The sequence below is a fragment of the Nocardia sp. NPDC059240 genome (assembly GCF_042753865.1).
Taxonomy (GTDB): Bacteria; Actinomycetota; Actinomycetes; order Mycobacteriales; family Mycobacteriaceae; genus Nocardia.
Genome location: NZ_JBHZAC010000024.1, coordinates 1 through 12,791, shown reverse-complemented (window position 1 = coordinate 12,791; position 12,791 = coordinate 1). Strand labels below are relative to the sequence as shown.

General features: G+C 65.2%; 17 protein-coding genes. 7 read left to right on the top strand and 10 right to left on the bottom strand.

The window, feature by feature from the left end:
- Both ACFXHA_RS45435 and ACFXHA_RS45430 read right to left on the bottom strand, forming a co-directional pair.
- Positions 1-396 carry a pilin gene (locus ACFXHA_RS45435; RefSeq protein ID WP_379367689.1) on the bottom strand — a complete coding sequence of 132 codons (396 nt, stop codon included), beginning with the start codon at positions 394-396 and terminating at the stop codon, positions 1-3.
- The gene (locus ACFXHA_RS45430; RefSeq protein WP_379367687.1) at positions 387-1,382 is read right to left on the bottom strand and encodes a hypothetical protein; all 996 of its coding nucleotides are present in this window, start codon (positions 1,380-1,382) and stop codon (positions 387-389) included. The genes ACFXHA_RS45435 and ACFXHA_RS45430 overlap by 10 nt, the downstream gene beginning before the upstream one ends.
- A 465-nt stretch (positions 1,383-1,847) precedes the next feature.
- Between ACFXHA_RS45430 and ACFXHA_RS45425 the strand changes: the two genes are divergently transcribed.
- Positions 1,848-2,549 carry a hypothetical protein gene (locus ACFXHA_RS45425; protein ID WP_379367685.1) on the top strand — a complete coding sequence of 234 codons (702 nt, stop codon included), beginning with the start codon at positions 1,848-1,850 and terminating at the stop codon, positions 2,547-2,549.
- A 43-nt stretch (positions 2,550-2,592) separates the two neighbouring features.
- Entirely contained in the window at positions 2,593-3,519 is a 927-nt protein-coding gene (locus tag ACFXHA_RS45420) for a TRM11 family SAM-dependent methyltransferase (protein ID WP_379367683.1), read from the top strand.
- Between the two features lie 348 nt (positions 3,520-3,867).
- Here ACFXHA_RS45420 and ACFXHA_RS45415 read toward each other — a convergent pair whose 3' ends face one another.
- The 7 genes from ACFXHA_RS45415 to ACFXHA_RS45385 are packed head-to-tail and all read right to left on the bottom strand — an operon-like array spanning position 3,868 to position 6,207.
- A complete protein-coding gene (locus tag ACFXHA_RS45415; RefSeq protein WP_379367681.1) occupies positions 3,868-4,209 on the bottom strand; it encodes a hypothetical protein in 342 nt (113 codons plus the stop codon).
- Between the two features lie 57 nt (positions 4,210-4,266).
- Positions 4,267-4,455, bottom strand: coding sequence for a hypothetical protein (locus ACFXHA_RS45410; protein ID WP_379367679.1), 189 nt, complete (start codon positions 4,453-4,455; stop codon positions 4,267-4,269).
- A gap of 32 nt (positions 4,456-4,487) precedes the next feature.
- Positions 4,488-4,901: a hypothetical protein gene (locus ACFXHA_RS45405; RefSeq protein ID WP_379367677.1), complete on the bottom strand. Its 414-nt coding sequence runs from the start codon at positions 4,899-4,901 to the stop codon at positions 4,488-4,490.
- Between the two features lie 40 nt (positions 4,902-4,941).
- Positions 4,942-5,226, bottom strand: coding sequence for a hypothetical protein (locus ACFXHA_RS45400; protein ID WP_379367676.1), 285 nt, complete (start codon positions 5,224-5,226; stop codon positions 4,942-4,944).
- A 14-nt stretch (positions 5,227-5,240) separates the two neighbouring features.
- Positions 5,241-5,540, bottom strand: coding sequence for a hypothetical protein (locus ACFXHA_RS45395; protein WP_379367674.1), 300 nt, complete (start codon positions 5,538-5,540; stop codon positions 5,241-5,243).
- Positions 5,541-5,551: 11 nt separating this feature from the next.
- Positions 5,552-5,881 carry a hypothetical protein gene (locus ACFXHA_RS45390; protein ID WP_379367672.1) on the bottom strand — a complete coding sequence of 110 codons (330 nt, stop codon included), beginning with the start codon at positions 5,879-5,881 and terminating at the stop codon, positions 5,552-5,554.
- Between the two features lie 32 nt (positions 5,882-5,913).
- Complete coding sequence (locus ACFXHA_RS45385) at positions 5,914-6,207, bottom strand: hypothetical protein (protein ID WP_379367670.1); 294 nt, start codon at positions 6,205-6,207, stop codon at positions 5,914-5,916.
- 209 nt (positions 6,208-6,416) lie between these two features.
- Here ACFXHA_RS45385 and ACFXHA_RS45380 point away from each other — a divergent pair, with 209 nt between their 5' ends.
- The 3 genes from ACFXHA_RS45380 to ACFXHA_RS45370 all read left to right on the top strand — a co-directional run bounded on the left by ACFXHA_RS45380 (position 6,417) and on the right by ACFXHA_RS45370 (position 9,190).
- Positions 6,417-7,283, top strand: coding sequence for a helix-turn-helix domain-containing protein (locus tag ACFXHA_RS45380; protein WP_379367669.1), 867 nt, complete (start codon positions 6,417-6,419; stop codon positions 7,281-7,283).
- Between the two features lie 5 nt (positions 7,284-7,288).
- Entirely contained in the window at positions 7,289-7,624 is a 336-nt protein-coding gene (locus tag ACFXHA_RS45375; protein ID WP_379367667.1) for a DUF397 domain-containing protein, read from the top strand.
- A gap of 270 nt (positions 7,625-7,894) precedes the next feature.
- On the top strand, positions 7,895-9,190 hold the full coding sequence (locus ACFXHA_RS45370; protein ID WP_379367665.1) for an MFS transporter: 1,296 nt from the start codon (positions 7,895-7,897) through the stop codon (positions 9,188-9,190).
- 508 nt (positions 9,191-9,698) lie between these two features.
- On the opposite strand, the gene ACFXHA_RS45365 is transcribed toward ACFXHA_RS45370, so the two are convergent.
- The gene (locus ACFXHA_RS45365) at positions 9,699-11,039 is read right to left on the bottom strand and encodes a helix-turn-helix domain-containing protein (RefSeq protein WP_379367663.1); all 1,341 of its coding nucleotides are present in this window, start codon (positions 11,037-11,039) and stop codon (positions 9,699-9,701) included.
- Between the two features lie 282 nt (positions 11,040-11,321).
- Between ACFXHA_RS45365 and ACFXHA_RS45360 the strand changes: the two genes are divergently transcribed.
- Together ACFXHA_RS45360 and ACFXHA_RS45355 are read left to right on the top strand one after the other, a co-directional pair.
- On the top strand, positions 11,322-11,738 hold the full coding sequence (locus ACFXHA_RS45360) for a roadblock/LC7 domain-containing protein (RefSeq protein ID WP_379367661.1): 417 nt from the start codon (positions 11,322-11,324) through the stop codon (positions 11,736-11,738).
- Complete coding sequence (locus ACFXHA_RS45355) at positions 11,735-12,109, top strand: DUF742 domain-containing protein (RefSeq protein WP_379367659.1); 375 nt, start codon at positions 11,735-11,737, stop codon at positions 12,107-12,109. The genes ACFXHA_RS45360 and ACFXHA_RS45355 overlap by 4 nt, the downstream gene beginning before the upstream one ends.
- The last annotated feature ends 682 nt before the right edge of the window (positions 12,110-12,791 follow it).

Below are 12,791 nucleotides of genomic sequence, written 5' to 3'. Positions count from 1 at the left end.
TCAGCCGCCCACGATCGATTTGAGGACCGCGACCACGACCGGGGCCAGCATCGCGAGCACGTACCCGAGGCAGGCGGCCTTCAGGGCGGTCTTGGCGCGTTCGACCTCGCCGGGATCCCCGGACGAGATCAGGTAGCGGGTACCGCCGATGGTCAGACACACCGTGGCGATCGCGGCGAGTAAGCCGATGAGCCAGTTACGGATATTGGTCAGGACCTGGTCGAAGTTGTCGGCGACCGCGAGCACCACGATCGGGTGCGCGCTCGCGGTGGCCGACGTGCAGGCCAGCATGCACCCGAGGGCGGTACTGCACACGAGCGTGCGGGCCAGTCGTCGACCGCGTCGCTGGGTACGAGGGCGGTCCGGTGCGGGGACAGGAGCGGGGTTCATGCGCATCGTCGGTTCACCTCCGTGGAAGCCGGGAACGGGAGAGCCTGGGTGGCCCTCATGCCCGCGGAAGATGCCGACCGGCGGCCCGGCTTCGACACCGCCCTCAACCCCGCCCGTGACGTCGCTTCCACACGGCACTGGGTGCGAGTCGCGGCGTCGAGCGCGTCGCATTCCACGGCGCTGGCGAAGGATTGGGCGTGCTCGCCGATCCGCTGCGCCAGCCAGGCGGCCAGGGCGCGTTCGGCGCGGGCGCGACGTTTGTGCAGGCGGGGGTAGGGCTGGCCGAGTTGGGCGGCGAGGGCGGTCAGTGAGGTGCGTGGCTGCAATCGGGTGGTCGCGATCAGGTCGGCGGTGTGCTGGGTGAGAACGCCCTCGGCGACCGCCTGGCACAGCAGCAGTTCCGGATGCCCGTCGCGGGCGCGCACCACCTGCCGCGTGCCCCTGACCTGGCCCGTCTCCTCGGTCGGAGAGGGCGCGGCACCCACCGGAATCGGAGCCCGGTCCTCAGCACTCGCCCAGGCCCGCGCGGCGGTGTAGGCCGCCCACCGCAACCGCGGCCATACCCCCGGACGCACCAGATCGACCGTGCCCAGCTTGGCCAGGAACCCCGTCAGGATCGCGGCCTCGGCCTCGCGGCGATCGCGGCCGTGGGACTCGCTGAACCGCAGCGCCATCGCGCCCAACATCGGCAACGCCATCCCCGCGCACGCCAGCATCGCGTTCGGGCCATGACGGCGTGCGCGCCGCACCAGCCACACCCACACCTCGTCCTGCACCTCGAAGCCCAGTGCGGGACCCAGCAGCACCTGCCGCAGCCGGCCCCAGCTCGGCCTCTCACCCAGCCGCGCGGCGACCTCGGTGGGCAGCGGCACCGGCTCATGGGCGATCCGACGAAACGCATTCCGCACCGGGATCAACGGCGAAACAGCACTGCCGAATGGCTGCGAGCGCACCTCGTGCCGCCGCGAACCAAAAGCATCGCGTGAATTCATGACCATCAACTCCTGCCTGGGATCTGGAAAGGTAAATTCAGACCAGGCCAGGACACATGGCGCTTGTCACTCAGCAGTCACCAGAAATCCACGAAACAACCTCCACGCTGTCACCAAACAACCTCCGGAAAGTGCGCACCACCCGAGCAGCAGAGCAGGCCAAGCGAACAACTCGGCCGGACTAAGAGCGGCTCGAGCTGGGGTTGTGTGTGGCTGGTGACAGCTGGGTGACAGGTCACTCGGAAATGCGGGATATCCGAATTCATGCAGCCGGAAGGCTCGAAGAAACAATTTCTTGAGTCACCCCGGGCTGGCGATCGTGATCACGGGTTCGGGTTGATCGGAACTCCGGTCCAGGAATGGGGAGAATGCGTTTTATTTGCCAGGGCGGGTCGAAAAGTGGGGCGGCTACGCAAATGCCGGTGATGTAAGCGAATTCTCTGCCCGAATCGAAGGAGCGCTCTCATGACCGCGTCCCGCCCCGCCCGTTCACCACGCCGCCGCCCCACCACGACCGGCTGCGCACCCGTCCCGTCGACCCTGTGGGCCGACGGGACCCGCCCCCACGACGCCACCGGGTACGGGCCGATCCCGGTGCTGTCGCGCGCGGTCCGTGAATTCATACCCCCGCACGGCGTGTTCACCCTGGCCGCGCTCTCCCCGCAACAGTCCGAGACAGCCCCCGAGACCCTGCGGTCGATGACCGCGCACCTGCGACGTCATCTGTCCGCCTCGGCCATGCCCGCGGGCCGCATCACCAGCCTCGCCGACACCCCGACCCCCGCCGACCTGATCATCGCGTCCCTGCTGCCGCCGCTCCCGGACCCGTGTGACCCCCAGCTGCTGGCCCGGCTCACCCTCGACGCCGCCGGGCAACTGAACCCGGGCGGAATCCTGGCGGTGCTCACCTGCCACAGCCACGACCACACCGGGCGACTGCTCGACCCGACCGGGCCCGTCGTGGCCGCCGCCCAAGCCTCCGACCTGCTCTACCTCTCCCATATCGTCGCCGCCCCGGTCACCGGCGACACCATCGCCACCAGCGCAAGCCACGAAGGCGAACCCACGCCAGCCGCCCGCCACGCCACAGCGCATGTCGACGTGGCCGTGTTCACGCTCCCACAGACGCAGCCACACGACGCCGCCATCGAGCACCGCGCCGCGTGACCCTGCGCCCGGCCCCCCAACCACCACGGAACAGAGGTATCCGATGAACCCCAACCCCGATCCCACCCACGACCAGGGCCAGGACTGCGAGCCGATTCCGGTGTCGGTCTGGGCGACAGGCCAACAGTCGGCCGCCGCGCAACGCGCAGGCCGCTACCACCGCGACAGCACCGCCCACCCCGCGAAAATGCTGCCCTCGATCGCCGCGCATGCCATCGCCCACTACACCCGCCCCGGCGATCTGGTCCTCGACCCCATGTGCGGTATCGGCACCACCCTCGTCGAAGCGCTCCACCTCGGCCGCCGCGCGCTCGGCAACGAATACGAAACCCGGTGGGCCGACATCGCCCACACCAACATCACCCTCGCCCGCGCGGCCGGATACGACCAGGAAGCGACCGTGTTCACCGGCGACGCCCGCACCCTCACCCGAGTGCTGCCCCAGGCGTATCTCGGTGCCGTCGATCTGATCGTCACCTCGCCGCCCTACGGCGACTCCACCCACGGTCAAGTCACCGTCGTACCCGGTGGAGGCGTCCACAAAACCGACCACCGCTACGGCTCGACCCTGGACCGCGGCAACCTCGCCAACATCGGACTCGGCCGGCTGCTGAGTGGATTCACCCGCATCCTCGCCGCCAGCGCCGCCTACCTGCGCCCCGGCGGCCACATCGTCATCACCGCCCGCCCCTGGCGGCAACACACCGAACTCGTCGACCTACCCTCGCTCATCCTCACCTGCGCAGACCAGGCCGGACTCGTGCCCGTCGAACGCTGCGTCGCGCTGCTCGGACGCCTCGCTGACGGCGACATCATCGCTCACTCCAGCTTCTTCCAACGCGACTGCATCACCAAAAAACGTGCAGCCGGACTACCGGTCCACCTCATCGCCCACGAGGATGTGATCATCCTGAAAAAGGCTGCCGCACAGGAAACCTCGGGAATTCGGTCCGAAAGATGGGCCGCCTAACGCATAACCCGCGCAGCGCGCGCGCTGCCCCGCGTCGCCTGGTCCGCCGGACTCGGCGACGCGGGGCCGGTGAGCGAACGCCATCCACAAGCGGCAATGTCGTAGCCACAGGGCCCGCCATCGCGGGGATGCGCCCGTCGGAAATCCACAGGCCCGCGACCGCCGACCGACACCTAGGCGGACCGATTCATACTGTCCAGCAAGGATTCTCGCGGAGCAACGAAACGGCATCGGCGTGGATACCGCCACCGCCGATAATCACCTGTCGCCCGCGCGAAAACTGGAGGCATAGAGAGCTTTCCGCGCCGACGAGGCTCCCTGGGACGGCATGATCCTCGGGATGTTCCGTCATTGATCGGCCGCCGCTCCTTGGCAGACAATGACCACCTGGACGCACCGCTCCCCGGCCAGTACCACGCACTGATCGGCCGGGAAGTGGCTTGCGTCGGGCACCACCACGAGCGCGACCCCCGAGTCGGCCCCGACGCGACGGGTCAACGCGGCGACAGTCTCCTCGTCGGCCGACTGAGCGAGATATGTTCCACCCCAGGCGTATCCGAGCTCGGATGCAAAGGACCGAAGCGGCCAGTTCAACGCTTCCAGCGTGAGACCGTCGGGGATCCGGTGACGATTGATGTAGCCGACAGCGATCGGCAGTGTCGGGGTCGAGGGCTTACGGTGAGGCAACATGCGGTAACCGATCTTTCGAGCGGGGTGTTCATCGGTTCGGGTGGATTGGCTCGGTGGTCAAGGCAAGTAGAGCTCGGTTGCCGTCACGACCAGGCAGTCGTCGCGTGGGTGGTCGTCGTGGAGGGCGTGCAAGAACTCAGCCCGCACGGCGGTCAGACCGAATAGCTCGACGTGACACAGGAACTCGGCCATCGGACCGTCGGCGGGCACGAACATGTGTGAAAACCTGGGCGTGGGAGCGGACATCGCGGGCTCCGTTGGCGAGACGCGGGGAAGGGCTACACGGTGGTCGCGCGGATGATGGCGGCTGCGACTTCGCGGATCGGTGGCCGAGTAGGGCCGTATGGGACCGACATCCAGCACCGTCGGCGAACGCCAGGCGTCGGCAACACCAGCACCGACGGCGACAGCACCGGCACGACACCGCACCAGAACAAGGAGATCGACAACCGGCGTGGGGAGAAGCCATCGGGCACGCCCCCAGTCACGAACACCCACACCGCGCGTCCCACGCAGTACACCGGCACGCTCCCCGGCTCCAGCAAGGTCGCAGCCTTCACCGCCAGCTCACGCGGAACGATAAGCCCCGCCGTGGTCGGTCCCGTCGCGACCCGGATATCGCCACGCGCGGGATCGCGGAACGCCTCCAGCTCGAAATACGACTGATACAGCTGACAGCGCTGCTCGACCATCCGGTCCGCCAACACACGCCCTTGCCTGGAAACAAGCAGATCAGACATGGGAAGACCGTCCGTTCGCCCAGGACGATGCGGCCGGTGGCTGGGTCAGCGCGGGGCGCGGCCTACCTGCGACGTGCCGCCGCCCGGCGGCCACCGCTACCGGTGAGCCCGCGGTGGTGACGCCCTCGCGTTCGAGCCGGGCCAGGATGCGCTGCACCGGCACCGCATCCTCCGGCAGTGCCGTCGATGCGGGGGCCAGCGCCGTGTAGGACACCAGCGCGAACACAGAACACCCGCCCACACCCAACCCGGTCAGGAACATTACGAGCGTAAACATCACAATCCTCCTCTTCATGGAGCTACCTCTGAACGACGAACGGACCGGCCCTGATCAGGGCCGGTCCGCACGGTCTGCGACATCGAAGCGCGGTCTATCTCGCTGAGCGGTCCGGAACCGGTGCGCCTCCGGTCGGGCTGGTCCCACAGCCAGGAGCAGGGCAAATGCGGCATGTCCTGCGCGACTCGGTCATCAACGGTCACCGTCACCGCCAGGCCGGTGGTCGACAACTCGGCGGCAACCTCCGCGACCTGCTCCTGGCCGCCCTGAAAATCCGCGATCAACTGGCCGAACTCCAGGTGCAGATGCACCATCGTGCGCGGTGTCATCGGTCGCCGCCCAGGCCGGGGAGAAACGCGGTCGTGACTCCCGGGGTGGAGTGCCGTTGCCACCGCCCTGGCGGGTCCAGGGTCCAGACATCGACATGACGTCGAACGACATCCATCCAGCCCGTCATGTGCAGGACCGAAGGCACCAGCAGCGCGGTGATTCCCGACAGCTCGAAGCTGGCGAACAACGCAGCAAAGTTGGCATCGGAGTCGGCGACCAGGATTCCGCGCAGCTCGAATCCGAGGCGCTCAGCAAGATCGCCGATGCGCTCGGTTTCGACGGACTCAGGTTGGTCGGACTTGTCCCGGCGAAGCAGCGCGTACACGCACGGTCGTCGCTCACTTCCAGCGCCGGTCATCACATGCCCCCGACCTGCGCCCGGGACTTGGGCACCGGCAGCCTCCGGGTATCGACCGGACGGAATTCGAGCATCGCCTTGCCGACTGCTTCGCACGGCGGGAGTCCCAGGATCGCAGCCCAGGCCGTCAATACGCCGACAGCCTCGGCCAACTGCATGGCCGCCACCGCCTGTTCTGTAGTGATGGTGCGGCCGGGCAGCCACGACACCACCCATCCGCCCAGCCCAACCGAACGGGCGCGGTGTTCCGTCTGATCGCTCGTGATGAGTGATTCGCTCACCTGAATGGTCATTTCTCGCCGCTCCCTTCAGAAGCCGAGAAGCACTTGCTCGTTTGGCGGCCGGGCGCACCAGCCGCCGGTCGTGATGCCGAATGGGAAATATGATGTCGGTCACAGCAGAATACGACAGTTGACTAAACCTATCAATACGCACACGGCTACCGTTCCGTGTTCGTGCGGTACCGTGTAGACGACTCATCCATAGGAAGGATCGAGGCCCAATGACGCAGGCATCCCCGACCGTTGCCCGCTGGGAACTGATGCTCAGAATTCGCGAGCGTGCTGATGAACGCGGGGAGAAGGCGCACACGATCGCCCGCGCGGTCGACGTCAGCCCCCAGTACTGGTCGACCCTTGTCAAGGGCCGCGGCGTCCTCGCCGAGGACAGGCTGGCGCGGCTGATGACGCTCCTCGAATTCGGCAGCGACGAGCAGGCCGAGTTGCGGGCGCTTCGCGAGGTGGCCAAAGAGCGCACCCCGTTCTCCGAATACGGCGTCCTGTTCAACGACGAACTAATGCGCTTCTTTGGCTTGGAGGCGGGTGCGCAAGCCATCCGGAGCTTCGAGAACTGCGTCATCCCGGGTCTGGTCCAGACCGAGGACTACATCCGTGCGTTGATGAAATCGGCCGTAGCGAACGGCAGGCCCACCGAGGTCGAGCAGCGGGTCCGCGCACGATTGCAACGGCAGCAGCACCTTGACGGCCCAGACGGGCTACACCTGTCGATTGTGATGGGACAAGCAGCGCTCATGTACGAGGTTGGTGGCCCGGACGTTCACCGAGACCAGTTGCGGCAGTTGCTGATTCTTGCGGATAAGCATCCGGAAACCCTTGGCATTCAAGTCATCCCGTTTGCTGCCGGTACGGCGTTGGCTTCACTCAACGCCTCCACCTTCAATCTGCTGTCCTTCGAGTCGCCACGTCTGCCTGTCATCGCATGGTTGGAGACCGCCATCTACGGGGAAATCTCCGAGGACACAAGGCGCGTCGACGCGCTGCAATATCTCTACGATCAGGTGCAGGCCATCGCCCTCAGCAAAGATGATTCGCTGCGGCTGATCGACCGGATCGCAAGCCAGATAGGGTAATCGCCGTGAGTGAGCGCTTCTACAAATCCACCTACAGCGGATCGAACCAGGCATGCGTCGAGATTTCACATCGGCGCGACGAGGTGCTCATTCGCGACAGCAAGTACACAGGGCCGGCCGACCTCGAACCGATCCTCACAGTCCCCGCAGACGCCTGGTCCGCCGTCCTCGACTTAGCGATGAGCATGACCTCCGGCGAAATCGATGGAGAGTTGACCATCACGGTGCACCCCGACGGTGGCGCGACAATAGCCGGTCAGGACGGCGTCACGCTGGACTACCGCGCTGACGAATGGGACGCGTTCGCAAAGGGCGTAGCGGCCGGGCAGTTCGACCGGTAGGAATCCACCTACTCAACGCCTGGCGTAGATCTTGTGTGAGTCAGTGCTCGCCTGCTGTCCATCGCGTCCGCGCGGTCGCTAGGCCCGTACGTGGTCAGCCGACCGCTGGCTGCCATTCCGGCAGCCTGGAGTGGAGCAGCAACACAGTGTCGATGTCGTTCGCATTGCCCTTCTCCGCGGTGAAGCCAGCAGTTCCCGCCACCTCCACGAACACGCCTTAAAGTAAGGCCACGCGGAACGCGCTGGACTGATCGGCTATCGTCGCGCGCTGTGTCGTTGCTGATGCTGCTACGCCGCCGCCGGATCCTGGCGATTTGGTCGGCGCAGCTGCTTTCTATTCTCGGTGACCGGTTCTATGCGCTGGCGATCATGTGGCTGGCGCTGCAGCGGTCCGGTCCGGTCGCTATGGGCGCGGTTGCTATCGCCGAGTCGGTGCCGTTCATCCTGATCGGTGCCTTCGGTGCGCGACTTTTGCATCGCTGCGCCACCTTCCGCACCCTCGCCACGGTCGACGGCGTGCGTGCTGTCTTGGTGGTCGCCATGCCGGTGTTGTGGAATCTCGGCGGCACACCGGCGATGCTGGCGGTCGCGGCGACCCTGGGTGCGCTGGCCGCGATCTTCGATCCGTCGCTGGCCGCGCTGGTGCCGGATCTGGTCGACGCCGACGAACGAACCGCGCTGGTGGCCGCGATGGACCTCAACGGTCGTATCGCGCGGATCGCGGGTCCGGCGCTGGCCGGTGTCGCATTGTTCGCTGTGCCGGTGTCGGCGCTGTTCGTCGCTGACACAGCAACATTCGCGGTGTCGGTGCTGGCGCTGCTGTATCTCGCCAGCGTAAGAGCAACCTCCTCGGCAGCTACGTCCGTCGCTGAGTCGACACCGCCGGGACGTGCTGCTTCGGCGCGGCTGTTGCTGCGCGAGCACCCGGCCCTCAGTGCGGCGTTCATTGTGCAGGCTGCGGGATTGTTCTTCACCGCCTTACCGGCGATCGGGCTGCCGCTGCTGCTGGCCCATCAGATCGGGGCGGGTCCCTCAGCGTATGGTTCGGTGCTCACCGTGACCGGGATCGCCGGGCTCGTGGGCAATCTCACCGCCGGCCGGATACCGCCTGCCTCGGCGTTCCTGCAGAGGTTCTGCCTGGCGTGGGCTCTCAGCGGCGCGCTGATGGTGGCGACTGGCGCCGCCGGGCATCTGGTGCTGGTGCTGGTGTTTGCGGCCCTGTCGGGTTTCGTGACGCCGTTCATCTCGATCACCCTCGGTGCCCAGCTGGCCGCGCATCCGCAGCCCGCGCGGCTGCGGTTGATCACGGTCAACCACACGGTGATGCGGACCGCGGGCACTGCGGGCATGGCGGTCATTCCCGCGCTGATCGCGTCGGCACCGGCGCGCGGGTTCATCGACGGGGGCCTGGTGCTGGCAACGGTGGCGATGACCGCGTGGGCGATTACCGTTGCGCTGGAGCACAATCCCCGGACACGCAGCGTGCGGGTGGGAACCAGCGATATCAACCTGCAGACGAAGCTATCCGTGATCGGATTGCCGTTCGTCGAGCCGCCCTCCCTATAGACCCGCCGCGCAACGCCTCTGAGCGCTGTTTCGCCAGCGGGGGATGGGCGCTGGTGGGGCGTGATGCCCGGAGGGGTTCGAGATGTTCTGGCCGGCAATGGTGCTGGCGCTCCCCTCCGGGCAACAACACCTAGTTCTTCGAAGACCTCCTTGAGAGCTTGTCTCGCAACGTGCGGCACGCCTTGCACACATTGCGGTAGGCCGTAGGGCCGTTCGCGATCAATCCGACACATCCAGCGCTGATGCCGAACACAGCAGCGACCGTCGGCAGAATCATGAGAGTCTCCGTATTCAGTTGTTATTCGATTATTGGATTCAGTTGTGGGATTAAGTTTTTTGCCCATCTCGGTGGTCCCCGAGAGCGACAGCAACATCGTTCAGTCATAGCCCAATTGTCGATGGTTACGAAACGCCACGCAAGATGATCTGCCCGCGACACGCGGCGACCTAGAGCCCCGCGGCTCCTAGATCAGACTTGTGCCCCAATTATGTTGGAACGGGGAATGATTCAGCCCTCACATAAGGGCACCTTGTTGATTTGAGCCCATGCCCTCACACGCTCCGCCGTCTCGCGCTTGACCATCCGCGCGTTGATCTCACCATCCTCGGTGAGCCACGCCGGCTCCGGTTGCCCGAACGCTTGCACGATCATCAGAGCGGCCACATAGGCGACCCGCAACACCGCTTGCATGTCCACGAGTTCACCGAGGTCTGCCGAGGTGGTTGTGACCGGCCCCGGGTAGTCCAGCACACGGAGCCCGTGGACGTTGGTACCACCGGCATCTGACAACTTCATATTGGTGCCCCGCTGGGTCACCAGCGCCGCCCGCACCGTCGCTACACCGCGACCACCGGAGCGTTCACCCGCCCAGGTCAGGGTGTGAATGATGCACGCGCACAGGTCATCGACGAGGTCGTCGGGATCCAGTACTACCGGTGGGGGTGAATCCTGCGCGAACTTGATTGCCGCGAATGCGGTGCCGTCGGCGTGGATTTCCCGATAAGTGGACTTGGCCGCAGGACGCGAGTCCTTGTTCGTCCCATCGCAATTGGTGAACACCATCCGCCCGGGTGCGGGGAACGGGTAATCCATGGCGGTGACCGGATACGTTATTCGGTATGGGAAGAGTTTGGCATCGTTCCAGTCTTTGATTTCCTTGCGGGCGTGCGCGGTCAGCAGGTTCTGGGCGGGCATGTCGGGCACGACCGCGACGGCCACCCACACGTGTGAGCCTTCGCGCAGGAGCTCGGTGCACCCGCCCGCCCACACCTGCTCAAGCTGTTCCGCCCGTTCGGCCCGGGTACGCAGGCGACCTTGGTAGCGTTCGAAGACCTCATGCTCGTACAGGTCCCGGATTCCGGCCGCACCGGGAATTCGCACGCTGTAGCGCAACACTTTGCGGCCCTGCCCGCTGGGGACGGTGACCGCGTGGGGGGCGTTCGGGCTCGCAGGGACGACCACCACCAGATAGAAGTGGCCGGTCTGGGTGTTGCTGTCGATAGCGAATATGTCGAATACCGGTGTGGGCGCGCTGTAGTCGCGAATGTCTTGGTGGAGCGTTTCCATGGTCTTGTGGCTGTCGGCGCTGGGGTCGAACGGGACCATCCGGGCTGTTGGTAGCGGTATTTTCGCGATGTCCTCGACCCCGTAGACAAGAAGTCCACCGCGCCCGTTCGCGAGCCCGCACACGTCTTTGGCGTGCTCTTGCTGCGGGATCCACGCAGTCCCCTGATTGCGGCTCTTTTTGAACTCGTCGCGGCTCTTGTAGTCCACGAACTCCGATTCGGCAGGTTTCGCGTGCACGAGTTTGAGGATTCCGGCTTCAGTGAGCCCGCCGGCATCGAGCAAGCCACCGACGATGTCCTCGAGGTCTTTGTTCCGCCAGATTGCCACGCCCAGGATTGTTGCAGGTCTGGACCGCTGTGGCGGCCGATCCGGGGGGGTAACAGCCCTGGGGTCATCGGCCGCTGGCGGTGTACGGGCTGCACACGATCGGGTTTCTGAGAGAAATGGGGCGGGCATAGTGCGACGAACCGCTCGGACCGGTGTCGTCGTTGCCCAGCAAGGTCGTCGCCCGCGCAGCGAATCTGACTGGAACACAAGGGAATAATTCCATCGAGAGAAGGCGATATGACGACCTCCCAGCGTACAAACCTTGGCTGGCTGCTCGACGAGTTGGTCAATGAACTGAAGGATGCACAAACCGCGGTGCTGCTGTCCACCGATGGGCTGTTGCTCGCCCATTCCGGTGGACAGGATCGTTCGGACGCCGAGCGATTCGGCGCGATGGCCTCGGCCCTGCACAGTCTGGCGCGCAGTGCCGGACACCATTTCAAGGCCGGTGGCGTCTGCCAGACTGTCGTCGAATTGGACTATGCGGTGCTGTTCATCACGACGGCGGGCACGAACGCCTGCCTGGCGCTACTGGCCTCCGATACCGCCGATTTGGGCTTGGTGGCCTACAAGATGAACCAGACCGTACAGCGTGTCGGTGCGCACCTATCAGTCGATCAGCGGGGCCGTACGGGCAATATCGCACAGCCATGAACGACGCGATCGAGCATTGGTATGAGGAGGACTCGGGACCGCTGGTTCGACTTTTCGCAGTGACCCGCGGCCGCGGGCGAGTCGCCCGACCGGACCTGGATGTAGCCACTCTGGTGGTCGACAGCGCGCGCGGAATTCCCTTGCGTTACAGCGAACCCGAGTACACCACCATCGTCTGGCTGTGCCGGACTCCGCTGTCGGTTGCGGAGATATCCGCACATCTGCGGTTGCCAATGACCATGACCAAGGTGCTTATCGGTGACCTGATCGACGATGGACGACTGATCGTCCGTTCCTCGCCTACCTCGACAGGCAACATCGCCGACATAGGACTGCTCCGTACCGTTCTGGCCGGCATCCGGGCGCTGTGAAGCGAGGACCGACTCAGATGAAATCCGGTGCTCACCAGCCGACCCCAGTTCGAGGACGTGGGCGGCTGATGAGCTGACGAGGATTTGCCTGGGGTTATCGCCCGAAGAGGGCAGTCCACAGAGTATCGGTCAAACCGTGAACTGCGGCACCCAACGTGTCGAATAGGCCGTGGACTGCCGCGCTGCCGGTGTCGATGATAACGGGGATCATTGCGTTCCTTTCATTTAATTGCTCGGACGAATCCGAATGACGATATTGATATCGACTCGAAACCTGTTGCGTTAGCGCATAGTTCGGGATGTGATCGCCTTCTCATGGCCTGGTCGGGGCGCATGATTCTGCTCGTTGCCCGATCGCATTCATCGCTGTTTCATCGAGTGTCGGAATGTCGCATCAGGGGAGGGGCCTGAATGATTTGCGAGGGCGTCGAGATGCCGGAACTCGCTGAATAAGCTGCGCCGCAGAAGATTTTGGTATCGACTTCCATATCGGAGTTCTGCATGTCGTCGAGCGCTGCTCTATACGGGCTGGAGGGGTGGGGCGGGGTTTTAGGCGCGGCCCCCCCGAAAGTTGGTGTTTTTGGGGGGGGGGCCCCCCCCCCCGGGCGGGGGAGTAAAAACCAAATACGCGTGCCACCACAACAACACGGTGAATATAGCTGGTGGACGGATAAATAAAAAA